23 protein-coding genes are annotated in these 23,604 nt (G+C 72.2%); 12 read left to right on the forward strand and 11 right to left on the reverse strand.

Translation table 11 applies throughout. From position 1 onward, the window contains the following. Positions 1-356 (reverse strand): hypothetical protein (locus tag ACRWNP_RS27570; protein WP_431965949.1); only part of this gene is annotated, 356 nt, incomplete at its 3' end. Positions 357-487: 131 nt separating this feature from the next. Here ACRWNP_RS27570 and ACRWNP_RS27575 point away from each other — a divergent pair. The 3 genes from ACRWNP_RS27575 to tpg are packed head-to-tail and all read left to right on the forward strand — an operon-like array spanning position 488 to position 3,487. Further along, positions 488-844, forward strand: a complete 357-nt coding sequence (locus ACRWNP_RS27575) for a hypothetical protein (RefSeq protein ID WP_431965951.1) — start codon at positions 488-490, stop codon at positions 842-844. 24 nt (positions 845-868) lie between these two features. Next, positions 869-2,923 (forward strand): telomere-associated protein Tap, encoded by a 2,055-nt coding sequence (gene tap / locus ACRWNP_RS27580; RefSeq protein WP_431965953.1) that lies wholly within the window; start codon positions 869-871, stop codon positions 2,921-2,923. 15 nt (positions 2,924-2,938) lie between these two features. Further along, the gene (tpg, locus tag ACRWNP_RS27585) at positions 2,939-3,487 is read left to right on the forward strand and encodes a telomere-protecting terminal protein Tpg (RefSeq protein ID WP_431966057.1); all 549 of its coding nucleotides are present in this window, start codon (positions 2,939-2,941) and stop codon (positions 3,485-3,487) included. Between the two features lie 46 nt (positions 3,488-3,533). Here the strand turns inward: tpg and ACRWNP_RS27590 are convergent, their stop codons facing one another. The 3 genes from ACRWNP_RS27590 to ACRWNP_RS27600 form a co-directional block, all read right to left on the reverse strand. Further along, positions 3,534-5,432, reverse strand: a complete 1,899-nt coding sequence (locus ACRWNP_RS27590) for a TnsA-like heteromeric transposase endonuclease subunit (protein WP_431965955.1) — start codon at positions 5,430-5,432, stop codon at positions 3,534-3,536. Between the two features lie 82 nt (positions 5,433-5,514). Continuing rightward, on the reverse strand, positions 5,515-6,009 hold the full coding sequence (locus ACRWNP_RS27595) for a hypothetical protein (protein ID WP_431965957.1): 495 nt from the start codon (positions 6,007-6,009) through the stop codon (positions 5,515-5,517). After that, positions 6,006-6,659 (reverse strand): SMI1/KNR4 family protein, encoded by a 654-nt coding sequence (locus tag ACRWNP_RS27600; protein ID WP_431965959.1) that lies wholly within the window; start codon positions 6,657-6,659, stop codon positions 6,006-6,008. Before ACRWNP_RS27600 ends, ACRWNP_RS27595 begins: the two co-directional genes overlap by 4 nt. A gap of 298 nt (positions 6,660-6,957) precedes the next feature. Here ACRWNP_RS27600 and ACRWNP_RS27605 point away from each other — a divergent pair, with 298 nt between their 5' ends. Then, positions 6,958-7,479: an ATP-binding protein gene (locus ACRWNP_RS27605; protein ID WP_431965961.1), complete on the forward strand. Its 522-nt coding sequence runs from the start codon at positions 6,958-6,960 to the stop codon at positions 7,477-7,479. Between the two features lie 486 nt (positions 7,480-7,965). On the opposite strand, the gene ACRWNP_RS27610 is transcribed toward ACRWNP_RS27605, so the two are convergent. Next, positions 7,966-8,535 carry a GNAT family N-acetyltransferase gene (locus tag ACRWNP_RS27610; RefSeq protein ID WP_431965963.1) on the reverse strand — a complete coding sequence of 190 codons (570 nt, stop codon included), beginning with the start codon at positions 8,533-8,535 and terminating at the stop codon, positions 7,966-7,968. A 157-nt stretch (positions 8,536-8,692) separates the two neighbouring features. Next, entirely contained in the window at positions 8,693-9,796 is a 1,104-nt protein-coding gene (locus ACRWNP_RS27615; RefSeq protein ID WP_431965965.1) for an NADH:flavin oxidoreductase/NADH oxidase, read from the reverse strand. Between the two features lie 355 nt (positions 9,797-10,151). Here ACRWNP_RS27615 and ACRWNP_RS27620 point away from each other — a divergent pair, with 355 nt between their 5' ends. Beyond that, entirely contained in the window at positions 10,152-11,162 is a 1,011-nt protein-coding gene (locus ACRWNP_RS27620; RefSeq protein ID WP_431965967.1) for an aldo/keto reductase, read from the forward strand. 49 nt (positions 11,163-11,211) lie between these two features. Next, positions 11,212-11,631 carry an SRPBCC family protein gene (locus tag ACRWNP_RS27625; RefSeq protein WP_431965969.1) on the forward strand — a complete coding sequence of 140 codons (420 nt, stop codon included), beginning with the start codon at positions 11,212-11,214 and terminating at the stop codon, positions 11,629-11,631. Between the two features lie 276 nt (positions 11,632-11,907). Here the strand turns inward: ACRWNP_RS27625 and ACRWNP_RS27630 are convergent, their stop codons facing one another. Both ACRWNP_RS27630 and ACRWNP_RS27635 read right to left on the reverse strand, forming a co-directional pair. After that, a complete protein-coding gene (locus ACRWNP_RS27630) occupies positions 11,908-12,732 on the reverse strand; it encodes an aldo/keto reductase (RefSeq protein WP_431965971.1) in 825 nt (274 codons plus the stop codon). A gap of 168 nt (positions 12,733-12,900) precedes the next feature. Beyond that, positions 12,901-13,371, reverse strand: a complete 471-nt coding sequence (locus tag ACRWNP_RS27635; RefSeq protein WP_431965973.1) for a MarR family winged helix-turn-helix transcriptional regulator — start codon at positions 13,369-13,371, stop codon at positions 12,901-12,903. Between the two features lie 160 nt (positions 13,372-13,531). On the opposite strand from ACRWNP_RS27635, the gene ACRWNP_RS27640 reads away from it, so the two are divergent. Beyond that, positions 13,532-14,746, forward strand: a complete 1,215-nt coding sequence (locus ACRWNP_RS27640; protein WP_431965975.1) for an MFS transporter — start codon at positions 13,532-13,534, stop codon at positions 14,744-14,746. 209 nt (positions 14,747-14,955) lie between these two features. Here the strand turns inward: ACRWNP_RS27640 and ACRWNP_RS27645 are convergent, their stop codons facing one another. After that, positions 14,956-17,295, reverse strand: coding sequence for a glycoside hydrolase family 65 protein (locus ACRWNP_RS27645; protein ID WP_431965977.1), 2,340 nt, complete (start codon positions 17,293-17,295; stop codon positions 14,956-14,958). Beyond that, a complete protein-coding gene (locus ACRWNP_RS27650; protein WP_431965979.1) occupies positions 17,292-18,035 on the reverse strand; it encodes an HAD family hydrolase in 744 nt (247 codons plus the stop codon). The genes ACRWNP_RS27645 and ACRWNP_RS27650 overlap by 4 nt, the downstream gene beginning before the upstream one ends. 233 nt (positions 18,036-18,268) lie before the next feature. Here ACRWNP_RS27650 and ACRWNP_RS27655 point away from each other — a divergent pair, with 233 nt between their 5' ends. After that, the gene (locus ACRWNP_RS27655; protein WP_431965981.1) at positions 18,269-18,727 is read left to right on the forward strand and encodes an SDR family NAD(P)-dependent oxidoreductase; all 459 of its coding nucleotides are present in this window, start codon (positions 18,269-18,271) and stop codon (positions 18,725-18,727) included. On the opposite strand, the gene ACRWNP_RS27660 is transcribed toward ACRWNP_RS27655, so the two are convergent. Then, positions 18,699-19,388, reverse strand: a complete 690-nt coding sequence (locus ACRWNP_RS27660) for a FadR/GntR family transcriptional regulator (RefSeq protein ID WP_431965983.1) — start codon at positions 19,386-19,388, stop codon at positions 18,699-18,701. The two genes, ACRWNP_RS27655 and ACRWNP_RS27660, sit on opposite strands and share 29 nt — an antisense overlap. A gap of 195 nt (positions 19,389-19,583) precedes the next feature. On the opposite strand from ACRWNP_RS27660, the gene ACRWNP_RS27665 reads away from it, so the two are divergent. Genes ACRWNP_RS27665 through ACRWNP_RS27680 form a run of 4 tightly spaced genes read left to right on the forward strand, consistent with a single transcriptional unit; the run spans position 19,584 to position 23,496 of the window. Beyond that, positions 19,584-20,177, forward strand: a complete 594-nt coding sequence (locus ACRWNP_RS27665) for a hypothetical protein (protein ID WP_431965985.1) — start codon at positions 19,584-19,586, stop codon at positions 20,175-20,177. Positions 20,178-20,179: 2 nt separating this feature from the next. Continuing rightward, the gene (locus ACRWNP_RS27670) at positions 20,180-20,842 is read left to right on the forward strand and encodes a DUF5987 family protein (RefSeq protein ID WP_431965987.1); all 663 of its coding nucleotides are present in this window, start codon (positions 20,180-20,182) and stop codon (positions 20,840-20,842) included. Further along, entirely contained in the window at positions 20,839-22,488 is a 1,650-nt protein-coding gene (locus tag ACRWNP_RS27675; protein ID WP_431965989.1) for an FAD-dependent oxidoreductase, read from the forward strand. Before ACRWNP_RS27670 ends, ACRWNP_RS27675 begins: the two co-directional genes overlap by 4 nt. Positions 22,489-22,545: 57 nt before the next feature. Continuing rightward, on the forward strand, positions 22,546-23,496 hold the full coding sequence (locus ACRWNP_RS27680; protein ID WP_431966059.1) for a MerR family transcriptional regulator: 951 nt from the start codon (positions 22,546-22,548) through the stop codon (positions 23,494-23,496). The last annotated feature ends 108 nt before the right edge of the window (positions 23,497-23,604 follow it).

A 23,604-nucleotide genomic window follows, 5' to 3' on the forward strand; every position in this document is an offset into this window, starting at 1 on the left:
CCCCCCCCGCCCCCCCCCCCCCCCCCCCCCCCCCCCCCCCGCCGCCGCAGTCGGCGGACCCAGGTACGCGGCCCTCGTGCCGGGCGTGCGTCCGGGCGGGCCGGGAGGGCCGCCCGAGCCGGGCGCCACGGCTCGTCCGGCGACTCGAAGGGCAGCCTGCGTTCGGCCTGGACGCGGGTCTCCTGATGCGCTTCGTAGGAGGTGACGCGAAACGCCTCCTCGTAGGAGGCCAGGGCGGCGGCGACCGCGTGCCCGGCGACACCGCGGCGCCGGATCACACGAGCCAGCCAGCCGAACGCGCCCATGATCGCGGCCAGTACGGCCGCCAGGATCAGGCAGCCCAGCACGTCATCCACGGACCACACCCTACGATGGGGCCCTTCCGGGCGCGTCGCTGTCCACGGACCGCTTTATCGGCCGATAAAGTCAGTCGAAGCGGGCTTGGAACGGGCCCGGGGCCGGACGCGACGGCGGAGGGAGGGCCGGGATGCTGGCGGTGGACGTGCGGCAGGCACTGCGCGACGGGCGCACCGTCGAGGAGAGCGCGGCCCGGGCCTGGCGCTTCTCGTCCCGGACGGTCGCCCAGCACGGGGACTTCTTGCTGGCGTTCGTCGACGGAGGGGTCTGCGTCGGAGCGTTCGAGATCCGCGGCAGCCGCACCGACGACCGGAGCGGCGGCAAGTACGTGTTCGACCTGGCACCCGCGGGACGCTTCCGGTGGGCGCTGGGCCGCAGGCTTCCGCTGCCCCCGGGGCGCAACCCGGCCCGTATCCTCACGGGGCAGCACCTGCGCGAGTTCCTCGACGCGGAACCCCGTCGTGTCCCCGGAACCGGCCAGGACTGAAGCAGTGAAGGAGCCCACCGCCGCATGGCCAGCACGTCCGATCCCGTCGATGCCCTCCTCAAGCCGGGGCCGCGGCGGACCCGCCTGCCCGAGCCCGCCGAACGCTCCCGGCTGCGCACCGAGTACGGCCTGACCCAGGCGGAGGTCGCCGAGGCGCTCGACGTGACCCGGACGACCGTGGCCGGCTGGGAGGCCGGCCGCAGCGAGCCGCAGGGTGCCACCCGTGCCGCGTACGCCAAGCTCCTGGACGGGATCGCAGCGCAGCTCGGCGCCACGGCTCCCACACCCGTGCCCAAGTCCGCACCCGTGCCCAAGTCCGCGCCTGTTCCGGAGTGCGCGCCTGTTCCGGCGGCCGTCACCAGGCCCGCCCCTGCCGTCGCGCGGAGGGAAGCGGCACCCGCGCCCGCCGCGGCGGATCCGCGCTTCGCCCACGGCCCCCTCGCCGTGCTGGACGGTGACGGCACCGCCTACTGCGCCGGCGGCCTCGTGCTGCCGTGCCCGGCGACCGACGTCCCGTCGCTCGTCGAGTGGACCCTCACCAAGGCGAAGCTCGGTGCGCCGCGCCTGCACCGCAACGGCAAGGACGCCGACCCGCTGATCGTCCTGACCGCCGCGGCCGCCGAACGCCTCGGCCTGCCCGCCGTCCTGGAGGACCGCAGGGCCCTGCGGCTGCCCGCGGACCACGACGTCGTACGGCGGATCGCCCGCGCCAAGTGGCAGCTCACCCGGCGCGGATTCGGCCCCTGGGCCCGCGTCTACCGCCCGGCGCAGGACGGCAGGCGCCAGTGCGTGCAACTCGCCGTCCTGTCGTGGGGCGCCCTCGACACCCGTTCCTGGGGCGACGCCGAACACCTGCCGCCCCCCGAACTCGCCCAGTTGCTCGCGGACTACGCGCAACGCGTCATCACCCCGCGCGGCTCCACCGCCGTGAGCGGTCTGGAGCTGATGACCGCCCTGCGTCCGCCGACCCGCGCCGTCAGGGACGAGGCGACCGGCGCCTGGGTCTCCGGACCGAACCCCGGCGCCCTCACACAGCCCGTGGACCCGGCACCCCCCGAGGCCCCCGACGAACACCCCGTCGTGGCCTCGCTGTTCGCACGCGGACACCGCCGCACCCCGGACGAGGTCCTCGACGAGGAGGCCTTCGAGTGGATCCGGGACCCGCAACTGCTCACCGACCACGAGTGCGCCCGGAAGTTCGCGGTCGGGATCGACGTCAACATGGCCTTCGCCGCCGCGGCGAACCGCCTCAACGTCGGCCTCGGCGCCGCGGTCCACGTCCGCGCACCGCAGTTCGACAAGGCGCTGCCCGGGTCCTGGCTCGTCGACCTCTCGCACATCGACGTCGACCCGCGCCTGCCGAACCCCTTCACCCCCGACGGCGCCCGCCCCGAGGGCCCGGCCTGGTACGCCACCCCCACCGTGGCCTATGCCGTCGAACTCGGCCACGAGGTGCGCCCGACGGAGGCGTACGTCCGTCCCGAGCACGGTGCGTACCTCGACGCCTGGTACGGCCGCCTGCGCGACGCCTACATGACCACCATGGCCGAACTCGGCGTCGTCCCCGGCATGCCCGAGGCCGACTTCATCGCGGCGATGGAACAGCACAAGCAGGCCGACCCGGCGCGCGCCGCCCTCCTCTCGGCCGTCAAGGCCACCGTCAAGGGCGGCATCGGCAAGCTCCGCGAACGCCCCCAGGGCGCCGGCTACCGTCCGGGGGAACGCTGGCCCGCCCTCGACCGCCCCACCTGGCGCCCCGACATCCGCGCCGCCGTCATCGCCACCGCGCGCGTCAACATGCACCGCAAGATGGTCAGGTTCGCCGGCGCGGGCCTCTTCCCGGTGGCTGTGCTCTCCGACTGCGCCGTGTACCTGTCGGACGGTCCCGGTCCGCTGGACTTCCTGCCGCGCACCCCGGAGGGCAAGCCGCTGCCCGGCGGTTTCCGGCTCGGCGTCTCGCCCGGGATGGTCAAGCACGAAGGCACGCAGTCCCTCATGTGGGCCGTGGAGTTGCTCGAGGACGGCCACAACCCCGCCCGCCACATCAAGGGCGGCGACGCCGCACTCGACGGAGAGTAGGAGAGCCCGGTGGGCATGCTCGGCGACGGCCTCGACAAGGCCACGGCGAAGACCCTCACACGGCCCGTGCCCAAGTCGGCGCAGGCCCAGATGCGGTTCCTGGTCAAGCAGGAGAAAGGCACCAGGGCCGTCGCCGCCCTGCTCGGCGTCTCGCAGCGCACCGTCGAGCGCTACCTGACCGGCCAGATCAAACGGCCCCGCAAGGACCTCGCCGGCCGCCTCGAGGACGAGGTCCGCAGGCGGTGGCAGCCCCGGGTCCGCGAGCGCGCCCGCCGACGCGCCGCCACCACCGGCGGCATCGTCATCGAGACCCGTGCCCGCTTCGGCTTCACGGCCGCCCCGGGCTCCACCGACGACGCCCGCGTCCGCCTCGTCACCCAGGCCCTGCCCCCCGACTTCGCCGCCCGCCTCTTCGCCGCCCAGTCCACGGGCGCCGGCGAGGACCAACTGCGCGCCATCGCGGCGGAGGGCCTCCAGGAGATCTACTTCAAGGACCGTGGCCGACGCGCCCAGGGATTGCAGGTCGACTTCACCGACATCGACTACGTCGAGTTCGAGTTCTGATCCCGCGTCCCGAACGCTGACGCACCGCCTCTTATGACTGAGCGCTTTATTTGGCGAGTGAGCGTGTGAGTTGGCGAGTTGAGTGGGCGGCGTCGGCGGCTCGGGTGAGCCGGGCGGCGTAGGCGTCGAGAAGCGGCTTCATCTGCTGGTAGAAGGGGACCTTGTTCTGCCGGAACCAGCGACCGATGGTGAACCGGTCCTGGTCCATGCAGCGTCGAGCTCGGGGTCGTTTCGGGCTTCGGCCGGTTGTGGGGCAAATTGGGTTTCGCCGTGTGTGACCTGGGTCCAGATGCCGGCGACGGCCGTGGATCTTGACGAAGTGAGCGGGCAGAAGGCGATGGTAGAGGCTCGCGTCCGGGATCTGCAGAGCGATCCCGTCGCGGGCCGCCGCTGTGGCGAACAGAGTGTTCGGGCTGTGCCGACCGTCGGGGTCCCAGGCGGGCGCATACTGGTCCAACCTGCGGTTTTGCCAGATCCCCACGATCCAGGTAGCCAGCAGATGCTCCATCTCGTCCAGGGTCCAGACCGCGTCGCCCTCCGGGTCGGCACCCCGGTCGGCAACATCCCGCCCGCGGTAGCCGAGAAGCAGTTCCAGCAGCAGCGACTGGATCCCCAAGAACGCGCGTTCGCAGGCCGCCTTGTCCTGAGCTCGCATCGCCCTCGCCGGCAGCACCACCGTCCCCAGCGTGCGGGCGACCTGCACCAGGTGGTGGTTCTTGTAGACGCTGCCGTGATCGCTGGTCACCGTCTCGGGCGCGAAGAACGGCCGTCCGGCGACCGGATGGCCGGCGATCTTGTGGTGCCCCCGCAGCACCGGGGTGAGGCGGCCGTCCGCCAGCCCCATGATTCCCTGCTCAGGCCAGGCGGCAGACCACCGTTGCAGCGTGCGCTCGCTGACCTGCCCCGGACCCAGCTGACGGGCGTCGTGCGGGTGCAGAGCCTTCAGCTCGGCCACCTTCGGCCGCCGCCGCTCGGTCAGCGTGGTCCGCTCCGGTTCGTACTCGGGCCGGGGCTCACCCTCCTGGGGCCAGTGCCGGCTGCCGCTGCGGAAGCCGCTCTCGGCCTCCAGGAAGTGGGCCACCCTTAGCCGGAGCCGCCTCTGGTCATCCATCACGGCCTCCCGCCGGATAGACCCAGGCCGCATCCCGAACGGCAGAGCCAGGTCGACGGCCATCCGCCGGTGCCAGAGGAGATGGACCGCGTGCGTGCGGGCCACCGCCGGAACGTGTGTCTGATCCACCAGCTCCGCGAACCGCCACGGACGCTGGCCAACCGCAGCCAGCAGATGCCGCTCAAGCCCGAGCGGATCGGCCATCGGACGGCGCCGCACCGACAACGCGTCGATCCCCACCAGCACCTGCCGGCGCCAGCCGGTCACCACCATGTAGCGCCAGCCTGCGGCGGCCGCCACCTGCGCTCCCGCCGCGAACCGCACCTCGTCCTCCTCGACGATCAGGCCCCCGGGACGCACGTCCACCAGCCACGAGGCTCCCGCCGCGAGCATGAGGAAGTCCGGAATATGCGAGCCCTTGCCCTGCGAGGAGAGAAACCGCAGACGGAACGGCTGGGACAGCACCTCGTCGAACCCGCCGACGAAGTCCAGGACCAGCAGCAGCCAGCGTTCGGCCAGACTCTCGAAGCCGTGCTGCCGACCGGTCGTCACCAGGCACTCCAAACCGGGCCGGTGACGCTGACCGGTCCGCCAGGAGAACCGCCGCACCGGCACCGATGCCATCGCCGGCCCTGCCGACAGGTCCTTCACCGGGACGATGACATCGGACTTCCCGACCTTCCACGTCACCGTCCACGTACGCGACCATCCCGGCCCCAGATCCAGGCACTCGGTGGCCCGCTCGGGCAGCGCGTATGGCAGCGCAAGGTCGTCCAGCCGGCAGGCATGGGACCACACCGGCACCGGAATCTCGACGACCTGTACGTCACCCATGACGAGAGCACACCGCAGAGCACGCGCCGTACGCGGGGAAAGCCAAAACAACATCAACAACTGGGCCGTACCAGTACCCTGCTCAACAGCTCCGGTCTTGCGCGTACTGAGCCGCGTACCAACTGGAGTCGATGGCGGGGTTGCGCAGCGCCCCCCAGAATCGGTCGTCAGGTATCGGTGGCAGTGGCGGATTACCTAGGTCCGCATGCAGATCCGCACGCCAGTCGACAGTGAAGTGACTCCGGATCTCCGCGCTCTCGCACACGGACCTGTAGGGGGACCCCCAGATCCCGAGGGCTATCTTCTCCGCGGCCCACCTACGAATGCTGTCTCGGTCGGTGTCGGCCTGCGCGAGCACCGCGCGGAGTCGCAAGGCGAGCGGGCCGGTCTGGTCCGGCTGTGGCGGGGCCACACCGCGCTCCCAAGCGTCCAGGGCTGCCTTGACCTCCGGGTAGTTGTTCAGGCCCGTTTCGACCGCCAGTCTGCGCAGCTGCTTCCGCGCGGCGTCGACCACCCGCTCATGCGGCAGGATCGCGATCAGCGCACCGAGTTCCTCATGCCCGTCCAGGTGGCTCACGTGGAGCAGGTCGGTGGGACTGTAGGACAGGTCCAGCTCAGCTGCTCATCCGGTCCGGGAAGGGGCTCGTCGGCACTGCACTGTGGCCTGGCAGGCAGAGGCCCCTCCCAGAACAGCCGGCCGTTGAACGTGACGACACCAGCGTCCTGGCCGCGCTCAAGCTTGCCGGCCAATTCGGCCAGATACTCACCCAGCGAGTCGGCCTCCCCGAAACTGGTGCCGGTCTCGTCGAAGAACCGCCCGATCGCACCGAAGGAGTCCCGCCCAATACGGCAATCCATCAGAAGACCGTCCGACGTCACGTCGTATGAACCGAACTTCACGTAGTCGTGAAGCCAGTAGCCCTCGGTCTCCCCGTCGAGGCCTTGGTCGATGCCGCGCATGAACCCGGTGTCCCCGAGGATTCCGCTCACTCCGAGCAGCCGGTCGCCCGTGCTGAACCGGAAAGCCTCAGGTCCCTCCAACGCCCCGTTGTGCCGGAGGAGTGAAGCGACCAGGTCCGGAGGAAAGGTGACACCGAGTTTCTCTTGCGCTGCCGCGATCTCGTCGTCCCCTGCGGGCGGCCGTAGCGTGGCGAAAGTGCGGGGTGCGTGCTCGCGCAGCCACGCGTCGATGCGAGTCCATGAGGCCTGGACCAGGTCTGCTGTCATAGGGCTGACCCTAAAGTCCGCCACTGACAGTTTGATCGTCGCTCATACGTCTTGTCCGCCGTGGTGGCGTTCAGGCCAGCAAATGCGAGTGGCCCCTTGTCCCGGCTCACCAAGCCGTCGACACCGGATGTTCCGGTCACCGACTCACGTGCTCACTCGCCAGGTGAAGCGCTCAGTCACACCTCTGTGACGGGGTAATCAGGCAGGCGAGTCGACGCCATGCCGAGAATCGCCCAGGCCGTACCGGATGCCCGCTGCGCCCGTTTCCGTGGCCCGCGTAGCGCTAGCATCAAGCCCCATGATCGTATGGCTCAACGGCACCCATGGCGCGGGCAAGACGACGACCAGTGCGCTCGTACAACAGCTGATCCCGGATTCACGGGTGTTCGACGCCGAGAAGGTCGGCGAGACGCTCATGGACATCGCGCCAGGGCTGCCAGGGACGGACAACTTCCAGCACTGGCCGCCGTGGCGGCCGCTCGTCGTCGAGACCGCCCGCCGCGTACTCGACTACACCGGCGGCACCCTGGTGATGCCCATGACCGTCCTGGTCGAGCAGTACTGGCGCGAGATCACCGCGGGCCTGGCCCAATATGCCATCCCGGTACGGCACTTCGTCCTCCACGCCGACCAGGACACCCTCCGCGGGCGCATCGAGGGGGACACCGTGATGGGCCCCTCCCCGTTCCGGTTCAAGTACCTTGAGCCCTACGCCGAGGCGGCCCGTACCTGGTTGCACGCCGAGGCCGAGGTCGTCGACACCACGCACCTCACGCCCGCCCAGGCCGCTCTGCGGATCGCGGAGGCCGTCAAGAGCTGAGGCGCCGGCGCACCTGTTCGTCGGGCGCACTCGCACGCGACGGACGTGCCATCGCCGCCGGCGACCGGGACGGACCGGCGGCCGCCGCGCTCGTCATCTGCCGGTCCTCGTCCGCGCGGAGTTCGGCGACGACCGAGGGCGGCAGCGCCGGATGGCCCGCCGCAGCGCGCCTTGCCCGTTCGTCAGCCAGGCATGTGATCGACGCCGCGGCCGTCGTGTGCCGGTGCCGGGCGATCAGGCGCAGCGCCTCGCCGGCCGTCGCCGGGCCGGGAGCCTCCGTACGGCCGGGTTCGGCGAGGCGAGGAGTTCCGCGATCTCGATGGGGGCGGCCGAGGCGATGTGCGGCGGCTCGCCCGGACCGATCCGGGCGTCGGCCGATGCCGGACGTCCGGGGGTGGCCGGGTGCTGCGCGAGCCGTCGCCGGACGTCATGGTCGCTGTCGACGGCCGGGCTCAGGACCGGCGGGCGTCGTTGGTCGCCGGGGTCTCATGTCGCCATGGAGAAGCGCCGGCACACGTGCACCCGGCTGAACTCCGTGCGCAGGCGGGCCTCGTCCTCCAGCTTCGCGTGCAGGAAGGCGGCCATGAGGCGCAGGCCGGGGCGCGGGGTGAGGATCGCGCGGTCCGGTTCGCCGGGTGCGGTGTACTGGTGGGCGTGGACGTGCAGGTAGTGGTCGCCCTCCGCGAAGCCCATGGCGCGGTACCAGGCGAGGGTGCCCGGGTCGTCACGGGTCCAGGCGTCGAGGGTCGTCGCGCCGCGTTCGCGGGCCTCGGCGCGGGTGCGGTGCAGCAGGGCGCGGCCGAGGCCGCGGTGCTGGTGGTCGGGGTGGACGGCGACGGTGTCGATCGTCGCCAGGGCGGCGTCGACAACGGTGTCCATGATGCCGACGACCGTCCCCGAGGTGTCGACGGCGACGAGTTCCAGGCCGGGGGCCGGGATCGGTGGTTTGGCGCGGTCGACGTCGTCGTAGTAGGCGGTGCCAAGGAACGAGAGCACCCTGCAGCGCAGCCAGGAGGTCTCGTCGGCCGGGGTGTACTCACGCAGCGTGTAGGTCACGTACCGGAACCTCGTGTGCCGTGGACGGATGACGCACGTGATGGTGTCCGGCCGGGCGACGCCGTGCAAGGCGTTTTCGTGCCCACACACGCCGTCCCCGTCGCACGACGGTGCGACGGGGACGGCGCGGTCCGGGGGACGGGGTGTGTTACGCCGGTCAGGCGCGGTGGTACTGAACCGGGGTGTCGACCTTGCCCCCCAGCGCGGTGGCCGCGTGGCGCGCCCAGTACGGGTCGCGCAGCAGCTCGCGGCCGAGGAGGACGGCGTCGGCGCTGCCGGAGCCGACGATGGCCTGCGCCTGGTCCGGCTCGGTGATGAGGCCGACGGCGGCGACGGGCATACCGGTCTCGTTGCGGACGCGCTCGGCGAACGGCACCTGGTAGTCGGGCACGGCGACGATCTTGGCGTTCGGGGCGTTGCCGCCCGTGGAGACGTCCATCAGGTCCACGCCGCGGGCCTGCAGCTCCTTGGCGAGGCGAACGGTGTCGTCGGCGGTCCAGCCCTCGCGGTCGTCGTCGGCGTTCTCGCTCAGCCAGTCGGTCGCGGAGATGCGGAAGAAGACCGGGAGGTCCTGCGGCCACACGGCACGGACCGCGTCGACGACCTCCAGCGCGAAGCGGGTGCGGCCCGCGAAGTCCCCGCCGTAGCCGTCGGTGCGGTGGTTGCTGTGCGGGGAAAGGAACTGGTTGATGAGGTATCCGTGGGCCCCGTGGATCTCGGCGACCTGGAAGCCGGCGTCAAGGGCGCGCCGGGCGGCGTCGGCGAAGGCGGCCACGACGCGGCCGATCTGCTCGGTGCTGAGCTCCTCCGGCGTGGTGGAGCCGGTGTCGAACGGGACGGCGCTCGGGCCGGCGGGCGTCCAGCCGTGCTGCTCGCCTGGGGCGATGGGGGCGCCGCGGTCGACCCAGGTCCGCTCGGTGGAGGCCTTGCGCCCGGCGTGGGCGAGCTGGATGCCGGGCACGGTGCCCTGGGACTTCAGGAACGCGGTGATCCGCCGGAAGGCCTCGACCTGCGTGTCGTTCCAGATACCGAGGTCGTACGGGCTGATCCGGCCCTCCGGGACGACCGCGGTCGCCTCGGTGATGATCAGTCCGGTGCCGCCGGTGGCCCGCGCCGCGAGGTGCGCGAAGTGCCAGTCGTTCGGGACGCCCGCCTGCTCGCCGTCCGGCGCGGCGCTGTACTGGCACATGGCGGCCATCCAGATGCGGTTCGGAATGGTCAGCGACCGGAGGGTGAAGGGCTCGAACAGGGTGGTGGTCACGAAGCTGTCTCCTCTGGGGGCGGTCGGGGCCGGGCCGCGCGGCGTCGAGTCGGTTCATCGTTCATGCGCCTGCGCCTTACAGGCTGAGTCAATAATTGCACACGCGGATTAATTCCCGCACGCCGAACGGTCGGCGATTCATGGAAGGCGCCGATATTAAGCGTTTGCATTAGCCAGCGTCTGCAAGTAATATAAGTTCCCGCAAGGCGCTCCGGCGTGGCGCACGCCTCGCCCGGGCGCACCTCCCGCGGACACCGGGGCCGGCCCCGGCATCCCGGAGGCAATCCCCTCACAGCGCGGCCACGCGGCGGAGTACCCCGCGCACCCCCGCGCACGGTCGTCGAAAGGCACCATCATGTCGCTCAAGGAACTCATCCCCGGCCGTCTCGGCTTCGGTACCGCCCCCCTCGGTAACATGTTCCGCGCCATCCCCGAGGAGGAGGTGAGCGCGACCCTGGAGGCCGCCTGGGACCAGGGCATCCGCTTCTACGACACGGCGCCCTTCTACGGCGCGGGTCTCGCGGAGCTGCGGCTCGGCGAGCTGCTCTCGCGGCGGCCCCGCGACGAGTATGTGCTGGCCACCAAGGTCGGGCGGGTCGTCCTGGACGAGCCCGAGCCGGGCGCCCGCGACCTCGGCGAGAAGGGCGGGCTGTTCGAGCACGGCCGTCCGAACGCGATGCTCCACGAGTGGACCGCCGACGCCACCGAGCGGTCGATCGAGGGCAGCCTCAAGCGCCTCGGCGTGGACCGCCTGGACATCGTCTGGGTGCACGACATCGCCCAGGACTTCCACGGCGACCTCTGGCTGAGCAAGTTCGAGGAGGCCCGCACCGGTGCCTTCCGCGTGCTGTCCCGGCTCCGCGACGAGGGCGTCATCAAGGCCTGGGGCCTCGGCGTGAACCGGGTCGAGCCCATCGAGCTGACGCTCGACCTGGACGAGCCGCGGCCCGACGGCTTCCTGCTCGCCGGCCGCTACACGCTGCTGGACCACGCGCGCCCGCTGGAGCGGCTGCTGCCCGAGGCGCAGGAGCAGGGCGTCGGCATGGTCGTCGGCGGCCCATACAGCTCCGGCGTCCTCGCCGGCGGCACCCACTTCGAGTACCAGGACGCGCCCCCGGAGATCGTCGAGCGCGTACGGCGCATCAGGGAGCTCACCGAGCGTCACGGGGTGAGCGTCAAGGCCGCGGCCCTGCAGTTCTCCCTCGCGCACCCGGTGGCCGTCGCGGCCGTCCCCGGCGCGACCAAGCCGGGCCGCATCGCCGAGGACATCGCCGCGCTGCAGGAGGACGTCCCGGCCGCCTTCTGGGCCGATCTGCGTGCCTCCGGCCTCGTCAGCCCCGCCGCGCCGCTCCCGAACGGCGCCTGAACCGCTCCCGCCCCACCCCGCCCCCCACCACAAGCCAAGGAGGAAGACCATGGCGTCCACTTCGATCAGCCGTGTCGTACCCGCGTCGCCCGAACGTGTCTGGAACCTGATCGGCGGCTTCCACGCGCTGCCCGACTGGCTCCCGTTCATCCCCGAGAGCACCCCGCTGGAGGGCGGACGGGCGCGCGGCCTCCGCACTCCCGAAGGCGACGTGATCGTGGAACGCATGGTGGCGTTCAGCGAAGCCGAGCGCCACTACGCGTACGCGATCCTGGAGGCGCCCTTCCCCGTGACCGGGTACGTCTCCGACCTTCGGGTCCACGCCGTACCCGGGCAGCCTGAGGTCTCGGAAGTCGTGTGGAGCGGCCGGTTCGTTCCCGACGGCGCCGACGAGGCGGAGGTGGTCGAGCTGTTCTCCGGCATCTACCGCGACGGCCTCGAAGCGCTCCACGCCACGCTCACGGGCTGAACGCGTGCCGGCGCTCCCCCCTACCTGACCACGCCCGAGGACGGGGCCCGTACCGCGAAGCAGATCCGCGGCGCCGAGTTCATCGAGATGAAGGAGATCGGGCACTTCCCGATGAGCGAGAACTACCCGCGCTTCGCCGGATACCTCAAGCAGGCGCTCAGGCGGATCGAGGAGCGCACCGCTTCGTGAGCCCCGCAGGCCGCCCGCCGGACCGCCCGCCGGGCCGCGGGGTGCGGTCGGCGGCCCGGCCGACGGGACGGCCCCGGCCTTTGACGGTCAGTTGAAGGCGTCGGGGTCCGGGCCGATGCGGGTGCCGTTGTCAAGGGCGGTGATCGCCGCGACGTCGGCGTCGGAGAGCGCGAAGTCGAAGACGTCGATGTTCTGGCGGATTCGCTCGGGGGTCACCGACTTGGGGATGACCACGTTGCCGAGCTGCAGGTGCCAGCGCAGGATCACCTGGGCCGGGGTCCTGCCCAGGCGGCCCGCGATGCCGGTGATGACCGGGTCCTTCAGGACGGCGCCCTGGGCGAGCGGGCTCCACGCCTCCGTGGCGATGCCGTGCCGGGCGTGGAAGGCGCGCAGCTCGGCCTGCTGGAGCTGGGGGTGCAGCTCCACCTGGTTGACGGCGGGCACGACGTCGCTGTTGTCGATGAGGCGCTGCAGGTGCGCGGGCCGGAAGTTGGAGACGCCGATGGCGCGGGCCCGGCCCTCGGCGTGGATCTTCTCGAAGGCGCGCCAGGTGTCCAGGTACGTGTCGCGGGCCGGGGCCGGCCAGTGGATCAGGTAGAGGTCCACGTGGTCGAGGCCGAGCTTGGCGAGGGAGGCGTCGAAGGCGGCGAGGGTGCTGTCGTAGCCCTGGTCGCCGTTCCACAGCTTGGTGGTGACGAAGAGTTCGTCGCGGGCGATGCCGGAGGCGGCGAGGGCCTGGCCGACGCCGGCCTCGTTGCCGTAGATCGCCGCGGTGTCGATGCTGCGGTAACCGCTCTCCAGGGCCGAGGTGACGGCGGCCGCGGTCTCGGCGTCGGGCACCTGGAAGACGCCGAAGCCGAGCTGCGGCATGGTGACGCCGTTGTTCAGCGTGATGTCCGGGGGGGTGGTCATGGTGCTGATCCTTTCGCGTCGCGGTCGGCGACGGGCGCCGGTGCGAGTGCGTACGGGTGAACGTCCCGGGAGGGGCGGGGACGCGCCCTTCCCGTGCTCCACGGCCACGCTAATTGCATGCGCAGTTAATTGCAAGCGCCGTATAGCTTCGTGCGCGGATGGTCCGCGTCAGGAAGCCGGGACCTTCGCGCCCTGCAGGTCCTCCACCGCCTTGACCAGAGGGGCGAGCTCCGGGACGAGTGCCGCCTCGTCCATCGCGGCACGCAGGGCGGTGTTGTTCGTCGGTCGTGCCTCCTCCAGCAGCTTCAGGCCGGCCTCGGTCACGTCCGTGTAGATGCCGCGCCGGTCGGTGGGGCAGAGGTAGCGGGCCAGCAGGCCGCGGTCCTCCAGCCGGGTGACCAGGCGGGTCGTGGCCGACTGGCTGAGCACCACCGCGTCGGCGACCTGGCGCATCTGCAGGTGGCCGCCCTCGCCGTCGTGCTGCCGGCTCAGGACGTCGAGCAGGGAGTACTCGCGCACGCTCAGGTCGTGGTGGGTCTGCAACTGCTTCTCGATCCGCCCCTCGATCCGTCCGTGCAGCAGTGACAGGGCGTGCCACCCCTGGGCGAGGGCGGTCAGAGCCGGATCGGTGGCGGTCATCGAAGTCCCCTTCGTGTGGCGGCTGCGGGCGAAGGCTGTTCGCCGTCACTGGCCATGGTAAGCCGCCACCCGAAGATGTCCAGCGTTTGACGTTATCGCGCGTATGCAATTATTGTTTGCGCCTGTTAGATGCCGCTGCAACATCTGGAAGGTCTCTGCCATGCCTCTCGCGCTCCTGGCCCTCGCCATCGGGGCCTTCGGGATCGGAACCACCGAATTCGTGATCATGGGTCTGCTGCCGGAGGTCGCCACCGACTTCGGGGTCTCCGTCCCTACCGCCGGCCTGCTCGTGACCGGCTATGGTCTCGGTGTGATGACCGGCGCGCCGATCATGACGCTGCTCGGCACCAAGGTGTCCCGCAAGAACATGCTGATGCTGCTCATGGGCCTGTTCGTGCTCGGCAACCTGGCCTCCGCCCTGGCGCCCTCCTTCGCCGTGATGATGGCGGGGCGGATCCTCGCGTCCTTCACCCACGGCGCCTTCTTCGGCATCGGCTCGGTCGTCGCCGCCGAACTGGTGGCCCCGGAGAAGAAGGCGCGCGCGATCTCGATGATGTTCGCCGGCCTCACCGTGGCCAATGTGATCGGTGTCCCTTTGGGCACCTTCATCGGTCAGAGCGCCGGGTGGCGTGTGACCTTCTTCGTCGTCGCGGGCCTCGGAGTCGTCGGCCTGGCCGGCATCCTCAAGCTGGTGCCCGACGTGCCGAAGCCGCAGGGTGTGCGCCTCCGCCACGAACTGGGCGCCTTCCGCAACGTCCAGGTCCTGCTGGCCATGGCGATGACGGTGCTCGGCTTCGGCGGCGTCTTCGCGGCCATCACGTACATCGCGCCGATGATGACCGAGGTGACCGGGTTCGCCGACTCCTCCATCACCTGGCTGCTGGTCCTCTTCGGCGTCGGCATGGTCGTCGGCAACCTGGTCGGCGGCAGGTACGCCGACCGTGCCCTGATGCCGATGCTCTACACGGCGCTGGGCGCCCTGGCCGCGGTGCTGGCGCTGTTCACCCTCACCGCGCACAACGAGGTCACGGCGGGCGCGACGATCCTCCTCATCGGCGCCCTGGGCTTCGCGACCGTGCCGCCGCTGCAGAAGCGGGTCCTGGACCAGGCGTCCGGTGCCCCCACCCTGGCCTCGGCCGTCAACATCGGTGCCTTCAACCTGGGCAACGCCCTGTCCGCCTGGCTCGGCGGGGTCGTCATCGCCGCGGGTTTCGGCTACACCTCGCCGAACCTCGTCGGGGCGGTCCTGACCGCCTCCGCGCTCGTGCTCGCGGTCCTCTCCGCGGCACTGGAGAAGGGCCGCGGCGGCCGGCGCAGCCGCGTCGTCACCGGGGCCGCGCCCGCCGGGGAGCCGGCCCTCACCTCCCGGCACTGACCGCGGGGGCGGGGACGCCGGCAATGCCGGTCCCCGCCCACACCGCACCCGACGACGGTCCCCGCCATGACCAGCACCGCCCTCACCCGCCTCACCGGGCCGCACCGGCGGCTCACCTGCCCCGCTTCCCCGGCCGCTGACCCGGCGCCGCGCCTGTCGCCGGCGCGCGACGCCGGTGAGCCGGTGGGCCCGGTCGGCGAGCGCGGCGGTCAGCGGCGCCGGGGACTGCGGCCCGGCGGTTGCTCCGGGGCCGTACGCGGGGGCAGGGCCGGCACCTTGCGCGTCTGAGGGCGGTCGATGGCGACGGTGAACAGGTCGTCGTAGTGGCGCAACTCCAGCGGCTCCCCTTCCAGCAGGGTGTACGTCGCCGCGGCACCGGTGATCTCCACCTTGAGCCGCCGCCCCAGCACCTGCACCGTGAAGGCGAGCCGTCGCAGCTTCTCCGGCAGCCGGGGGGCGAAGGCGGCGCAGCCGTAGCGGTACCGCATGCCGCCGAAGCCGCCGACCAGGGCGGCCCAGGTGCCGGCGAGGGAGGCGATGTGCAGGCCGTCGCGGGTGTTGTTCTCCAGGTCGTGCAGGTCCATGAGCGCCGCCTCGCCCAGGTAGTCGTAGGCGAGGCGCAGGTGCCCGACCTCGGCGGCCATGATCGCCTGCGTCGACGCCGACAGGGACGAGTCCCTTACCGTCAGCGGCTCGTAGTAGGCGAAGTTCCTGGCCTTCTGCTCTTCGCTGAAGGCCTGCGGCTGCTTGACCATGGCCAGTACGAGGTCCGCCTGCTTGACCACCTGCCTGCGGTACAGGTCGAAGTAGGGGAAGTGCAGCATCAGCGGGTACTGGTCGGGCCGCGTGGAGACGAAGTCCCACGCCTGGTGCCGGGTGAAGCCCGCCGACTGCTCGTGGACGCCGAGCGCCCTGTCGTACGGGACCGTCATGGCCGCGGCCGCGTCCCGCCAGGCTGCCGTCTCCTCGTCGTCGACGCCGAGGGCCGCGCCCTCCTTGGTGTGGCGTTCGACCATGTCGGCGGCGGCGCGCAGGTTCGCCTGGGCCATGAGGTTGGTGTAGACGTTGTCGTCCGCGATGGCGCTGTACTCGTCGGGCCCGGTGACACCGTCGATGTGGAAGTTCCCGTGCGGATCGTGGTGGCCGAGGGAGTGCCACATGCGGGCGGTCTCCACCAGGATCTCCACGCCCGTCTCGCGTTCGAAGTCCTCGTCGCCGGTGAGGGAGACATAGCGGATGACCGCGTCGGCAATGTCCGCGTTGATGTGGAAGGCGGCCGTTCCCGCAGGCCAGTAGCCCGAGCCCTCCGAGCCGTCGATGGTGCGCCACGGGAAGGCGGCGCCCTTGAGGCCGAGCTGGCGGGCGCGTTCCCGGGCGGCGGGCAGCGTGGCCTGGCGCCAGCGCAGGGCCTCCGCGACGGAGTCCGGCGAGGTCAGGGTGAGCAGCGGAAGGACGAAGGTCTCGGTGTCCCAGAAGGAGTGCCCGTCGTAGCCGGAGCCCGTCAGTCCCTTCGACGGGATCGCCCGCTGCTCGGCACGCGCGCCCGCCTGCAGGACGTGGAACATGGCGAAGCGCACCGCCTGCTGGATCTCGGCGTCGCCGTCGATCTCCACGTCCGCCCGCGCCCAGAACGCGTCGAGGTAGTCGCGCTGCTCGTCGCACAGCCCCTGCCAGCCGGTGCTGCGGGCGCCCGCGAGCGCCGCCTCCACCTGGTCGCGCACGGCGGGCAGCGAACGGACCTGGGACCAGCTGTAGGCGACCATCTTCTCCAGGCGCAGCTTCTCCCCGGCCGCCAGGGAGCTGGTCACGGTGAGCCGGCTGGTGTCGTCGCTGCTCTCGCTGAAGCTCCGGGTCGACGGCGGTCCCTCCACGGTGTGGTCGGCCGCCACAGCGACCCGCAGCCCGGTGACCGAGGTGGAGTGCACCAGGCGCAGACGGTTGTCCAGGCCCAGGTTCTCCTCCGGCTGCAGGGGGGACTCCAGCACGGCCGAGACCCGGGGGTCGCCCGACGTTGTCGGCAGCTGCTCGTTGGCCACCAGCTCGGACTGCACGACCAGCCGCACGTCGTCCACGGCCTCCACCTCGTACACCACCGCGGCGATGGACCGCTGGGTGAGCGAGACCAGGCGGGTCGAGGTCACCCGGATGGTGCAGCCGGCTGGGGAGGTCCACTCGCAGGTGCGGCGCAGAACCCCGGCGCGCAGGTCCAGGACGCGCTCGTGCGAGACGAGCCGCCCGTAGCGCACGTCGAAGGGCTCGTCGTTGACGAGCAGCCGGATGATCTTGCCGTTGGTGACGTTGATGACGGTCTGGCCGGCCTCCGGGTAGCCGTAGCCCGCTTCCGCGTACGGCAGCGGGTGCCGTTCGTGGACACCGTTCAGATAGGAGCCGGGCAGACCGTGGGGCTCGCCCTCGTCGAGGTTGCCGCGCCAGCCGACGTGTCCGTTGGACAGGGCGAACACCGACTCGCTCTGGGCGAGCACATCGAGGTCCAGTTCGGTCTCCCGCAGGCACCACGGTTCGACCACATAGGAGGAGTGGGTGATCACGCGTCCGCCTCCAGAAGTTCGGCGAGGTCCCGTACGACGATGTCGGCGCCGTGCGCGCGCAGCGCGTCGGCCTGGCCCACCCGGTCCACGCCCACGACGTACCCGAAGTGGCCGGAGCGGCCGGCGTCCATGCCGGCCAGCGCGTCCTCGAAGACCACCGCCGCCTTCGCCTCCAGCCCGAACTCGCGGGCCGCCTCCAGGAAGGTGTCGGGACGCGGTTTCCCGGGGAGCTTGCGCTCGGCGGCGACCACGCCGTCGATACGCACGTCGAAGAGGTTCTCGATGCCGACCGAGATCAGAATGTCGCGGCAGTTGGCGCTGGACGACACCACGGCCGTCCGCAGGCCGGCCGCGCGTACGGCCTTCACGTAGCGGACCGAGCCCGGATACGCCTCGACGCCCTCGGTGCGGATCTTCTCCAGCAGGATCGCGTTCTTGCGGTTGCCCACCCCGTGCACCGTGTCGCGCTCGGGCGGATCGTCCGCTGACCCCTCTGGCAGTTCGATGCCGCGCGAGGCGAGGAAGGACCGCACGCCGTCCGCGCGGGGACGGCCGTCGACGTACTCGTCGTAGTCGGCCACCTTGTCGAAGGGGCGGAAGTCCGCGCCCTCCCGGCGCCGCAGGAAGTCGTCGAACACCTCCTTCCAGGCGGCGGCATGCACGACCGCGGTCTTGGTCAGGACTCCGTCGAGATCGAACAGGCAGGCCCGGATGCCCTCCGGGAGACCGGTCTTCGTCATGCAACGCGCTTCCCCGCAGCGGACCGCCCGCATGCCTTCCGCGGCCATGGACCACCGGGACGCGGGAACAATCCGGGCCGGCGCGGGGTTGGACCACATGCGGGTGCCGTGAGTGGGCCAGTGACCCCGGGCCTCATCCCTTCGCCCGTGGGGACGATCGTCCGGCTGAAGCCCCACGGAGCCCCTTGCCGGGGGCGACCGCCACCGCGGCCCCGCATCGCCGGTGTACGCGGGTGCTCGCCGCCCTGCCCCACCTGCTCGAGCGCAAGGGCGCAGTGGTCCAGGTCTCCTCGACCTCGGGACGTACGGCGACCGCCGCGAAGTCCGGCGTCACCGCCTTCGCGGAGTCGCTCCGTCAGGAGGTCACCGAGCGGGGCGTGCGGGTCGTCGTTGTCGTACCCGGCTTCGTCTCGACCGAGCTGACCAGCCACATCACCAACCCGGCCATCCAGGCCATGGCGAAGACCGTGGCCGAGTCCATGCGGACCCTCCAGCCCGAGGACATCGCCGCCGCCGTCCCGTACGCAGTCACCCAGCCCGGCCACGTCGCGGTCAACGAACGAGATCCTGATCCGCCCCGCCCACCAGGCCCGCTGACCCCGCCCCACCGGCCCGCCCCAGCCCCCGTTGCGCACCGGGTGGACCGGAGTACGGGGGAGTGTCTCAGGACGTCTCCAGCGCCCCCAGCATGATGCGCTGCGTCTCGGCCAGGTACGCCCGGGCCGCCGTGCGGGCCGCGCTCGCGTCGCCGTGGCTGACGGCGGTGACGAGGGGTTCCAGGCGGGCGGCGGCCTCGGCCGGGTCGCGGAAGGGGGCGACGAGGCGGGAGCGCAGCGGCAGGTAGGCGGCGAAGAGGGTGTTGGTGAGGAGCACGTAGACGCGATTTCCCGTGGCCCGGGCGAGGGCGCGGTGGACCTCGGCGTCGGCCAGCTGCACGGCGTCAGGGTCGGCGGCAGCGGCGACGGCGTCCAGGAGGGTGCGCAGCCGGTCGCGTTGCCGGGGGGTTCCCCCGGCGGCGCGTTCGGCGATCAACGCACCCACTCCGGCGCGCACTTCGAAGATGTCGGCCAGCCATTCCGGATTGTGCCGTACGAGCATGGGCAGCAGGTCCGCGCCGCCGAGGCGCAGGTAGTCGCGGACCCGGGTGCCGACGCCGTGGCGGGTCTCCAGTAGGCCGGCCTGGGTGAGCCGGCCGAAGGCGTGTTTCACCGTGGTGCGGGTGACGCCGTAGCCCTCGGCGAGGCGGTGTTCGGGGGGCAGCAGGCTGCCTGCCGGGTGGGTGCCGCCCAGGATGTCCTCCTGCAGGCGGCGTTCCAGTACGTCGACGATGGTCTCGCGGGGCAGTGGCTCCACCGTGGTCGTCCTCTCGAAGCGGTCCGGCCCAAGCCCACCGAGCGACGGGGCCAAGCGTCAACACACTCAGGCAGTGGATGAGCCACTCATTCAATGAGTCTGTGTGCAACCTCTTGCCCTGATGGCCCGTCACCGGCATCCTGCGTGGTGCCCAGGCCCCGCACCCCCCGTCCCCACGACAGCCGGAGTCTGCCCATGCCCCGCTTCCGCCGTCCCTCACGCCTGCTCGCTTCCGCCGCGGCCGCCCTGCTCGCCGCCACCGCGGCCACGGCCGCCGCCACGCCGGCCTCCGCGAACGCTCCCGAGCCGTACACCGAGCCGCCGTTCGCCGCCGCCTGCGACTGGCACGCCTACGGGGAGGGCGAGACGCCCGACCCCTGGCTATGGCTCTCCGACCCGGTATGCGTGGAGTACTCCAAGCGCGACATCACCCTCGACAACGGCGGCGCCGTCCGCTTCCTGCTCGCCGAACCGGCCCGCTTCGCGCTCGCCCTCCCCGTGTGCCGCTACTACCAACGCGACCACTGGAGCGTGCAGTCCACCACCGGCGCCGTCCCGTACGTCTCCTGGGACGGCCGCTACTGGTTCGACAAGCGGGGCCGCCGTGCGGCGATGCTCCTGACGAACTTCAAGGTCGGCGGAGCCACCGCCGGCATCGGCGACCTGGTGACCGCGTTGCGCCCGCACGTGCCCGAACTCGCCGACGCCCTCGAGGCGTACGGCGACGAGGCGGGCGAGACGGGACTGGCCGTCACCCTGCCCTTCAGTCTGCTCTGCGCGGGACGATGACGATGCCCCCCACTCCTCCCATCGACCGGCGCGTCGTGCTGCGCGGCCTGGCCGCCGCCGTCGCCGCCCTGCCCACGCTCGGCACGGCCGCGGCAGCGCCCGCCGCGGCCGCCGCGCTCGGCTCCTGGCCCGTCTCCACTCTCGAGGCCTTCGCCGACACCCTCGTGCCCGGGGAGCGGCGCTCGTCCTCCGACCGCGCCGTCGCCGGCGCCGCACCCGGCCCGGGCGCCGTACAGGCCGGCGCGATCGCCCTGCTGGCCTCGCCCGACCTCCCGCTGAACCCGCTCCTGCCAGGTATCGCGGCGCTGCTCGACGCGCGCGCCACCGCCTACGCGGTCAGCCGGCTCATCCTGCTCCCGCTCGACCGCCCGCCCTTCGTCGGGCTCTCCTTCGACCACCGTACGAACCTGGTCGCCGGGCTCTTCCAGGCCGACGACCTCGACCGCGCCGTCTGGCAACTGCTCGCATTCCTCGTCGGCCTGGCCTTCGACACCGCCGCCCACCGTCACACCGCGCAGGCCCTCGCGGAGGGCCACCCCGGCCTGGTCTGGACCGGCTTCCCACCGCCCGACGCCGACGGCCTGTGGCGCTATCCGTCCCACTCCTACGGCACGGCCCTCGCCGAGCCGCACCCCGCCACCACCCCCTCCGGGAGCCCCGCATGAGCCCCCAGACCACCGATGTCCTCGTCATCGGCAGCGGCTTCGGTGGCGCGATACCCGCCTACCAGCTGGCTGCCGCGGGAGCCCGGGTCACCGTCCTCGAACGCGGACCGCGCCTGGCCACCGAGGACTTCACCCACGACCTCAACCTGGGTGCCTACCCCCGCATCGTCGACGTGATCAAGGGCGACGGCATCTCGGTCGTCGCGGGCAACTGCGTGGGCGGCGGCAGCGTCGTCTACTTCGCCGCCTCACTGCGCGCGCCCTCCTTCGTCTTCGACCGGCGCGACACGTCCGGGCGGCGCCTGTGGCCCGCCTCCCTCAGCCGCGCCGCCCTCGACCCCTGGTACGAGCAGGTCGAGCAGGCGCTGCCCGTGACGAAGCTCGACTGGCCCGATGTCTCGTACGCGGGCGGCGTGCTGGCCGCCGCCTGCGACCGCGCCGGGCACACCTGCAACCCGGTGCCCGTCGCCGTCGACCGGGCCCGCTGCACCGACTGCAATTGGATGCTCTCGGGCTGCCGCTTCGGCGCCAAGCGGTCCATGCTGCTCAACTACCTGCCCGCCGCGGAAGCCCACGGTGCCGAGATCCGCCCGCTGCACGAGGTCCAGCTGATCCGCCCGTCCACACTGCCCGGCTACCGATACGCCGTCGACCACACCACCGTCGACCCGGCGGACTACACCTGCCCCACCGGGGCGGGCACCTTCCACACCAAGGTCCTGGTGCTGGCCGCGGGCGCGGTCGGCACACCGGTCCTGCTGCAGCGGTCGGCGCTCGCCCTGGGCGGGGTCCCACCGGCCGTCGGCGGCTACTTCTCCGGCAACGGCGACCGGGTCAGCGTCGCGGAGATGGACGAGGGCAAGGTCCGCTCCCTGCTCGGGCTGTCGCGGAGCGCGACCGTGGCGTACGAGGCGCTGCACATCGGGATGCCGATCACCGCGGCCTCCTTCGACCGCCTCGACCCGCGGGCGCCGGAGTTCACCCGCTTCACCCTCCAGCAGATCTACTTCCCGGCCGTCACCAACACCCTCGCCCAGACCGCCGGGCAGCGCTGGTCGGGCGTCGCCAAGAAGCAGCTGCGGGCCCGCTGGCGCTCCTGGCTCACCGTGCTCGCCATGACCGAGGACGAGGCCGAGGGCAGCTTCGGGGTGCCGCCCCTCACCGGCAGTTTCACCCGGCTGGCCAACGGGCTGGGCCTGGGCACCATGCGGTTCGCACCGGCGGCCGGAACCCGGCGCGGGTGGGCCGAGGCCGACGCCCACGCGCGGGCGGTGCTGGAAAGCGACGGCCTCGCCACCGTCCGCCCGTGGAGCGAAGACGTGGCGGGCACGGTGACCGCCCACCCCCTCGCCTCCTGCCGGCTCGGCGACTCCGCCGCGATCTCCGCGCTGACCGAGCTCAACGAACTGCGCACCCACCCCGGCCTGTTCGTGACGGACGGTTCGGCCGTCCCCACCTCCCTCACCGTCAACCCCTCCCTGACCATCGCGGCCCTCGCGGAACGCGCCTGCCCGGCCATCGCCGCCCGGTGCGCCGAGTACGGCGTCGCCGTGCGCTACGCACCGAGCGATCCGCTCACCGGCGCGGCCCGCCGGGGCGACGTGGCAGAGGCGGCACGTGCCGTGGCGGCCCGAGCGGGGGCTTGAGTCTCCCGCAAGGGGAGACGGCAGAGTGGGGGGCGTGAACGCGACGCGCGCTACTCGATCGGTGACCTGGCCCGGCGCACCGGGCTGACGGTCAAGACCATCCGCTTCTACTCCGACCGCGGCATCGTGACGCCGGCCGGCCGCAGCCCGGCCGGCTACCGCCGCTACGGCGACGAGGCCCTGGCTCGGCTGGAGCTCGTGCGGACCCTGCGCGACCTGGGACTCGACCTGGCCACGATCCGGCGGGTCGTGGACCGGGAGCTGTCCCTGCCCGAGGTCGCGGCGGCCCACGTCGCGGGCCTGGACGCGCAGATCCGCACCCTGCGGCGGCGGCGCGCGGTGCTGTCGGCCGTGGCCCGGCGCGGGTCCACCCCGGAGGAGACGGAGCTCATGGACGAACTGGCCAGGCTGTCCGCGGAGGAACGCGGGCGGCTCATCGACGACTTCCTCGACGCCGTCCTCGGCGTGCCCGGTGACCACGGGGACGACCCCCCGCTCGCGGGCCTGCGCCGCTCCCTCACCCCGGCGCTGCCCGAGGACCCCGGCCCGGAACAGGTCCAGGCGTGGGTGGAGCTGGCCGAGCTGTCCCGGGACCCCGGCTTCCGGTCCGTGATGCGCCGGGCGGTCGAGGAGCACGCGGCCGACCGAGCCCGTGCCGGGACCACGCTGCCGCGACGCGATGTCGTCGCCTCGGTCGGCGAACGGGCCGGCCGCGCCGTGGCCGCCGGTGTCGACCCCGCCTCCGTCCGGGCGCGTCCGCTCGTCGCGGCCTTCGTCGCGGAGTACGCGGAACTCGTCGGTGCCGGCGACGGCGACGGCGGAGCGGACAGCGGCGCGGACCACGCCGAGCTCCGGCGGCGGCTGCTGACCCGGCTGCGGACCGCCTCCGACCCGCGCCGGGAGCGGTACGCCCGGCTGCTCGCGGTGGTCAACGGCTGGCCCGTACTGGAGAGCCGCGGGCCCGCCCTCGACTGGGCCGTGCGCGCCCTGGAGGCCGCCGCCGCGTGACCGGACGGCCTCCGCGCCCGCCGTGCCGGTGCGCGGGGGCCCACGTCCCTTCAGGTAGCGGGGGTGGATCACCGGCAGTAATTTGGGCGGCGGGTTCGCCTCATATCC

The organism is Actinacidiphila sp. bgisy160, assembly GCF_965342435.1.
In the GTDB taxonomy this organism is placed as follows: domain Bacteria; phylum Actinomycetota; class Actinomycetes; order Streptomycetales; family Streptomycetaceae; genus Actinacidiphila.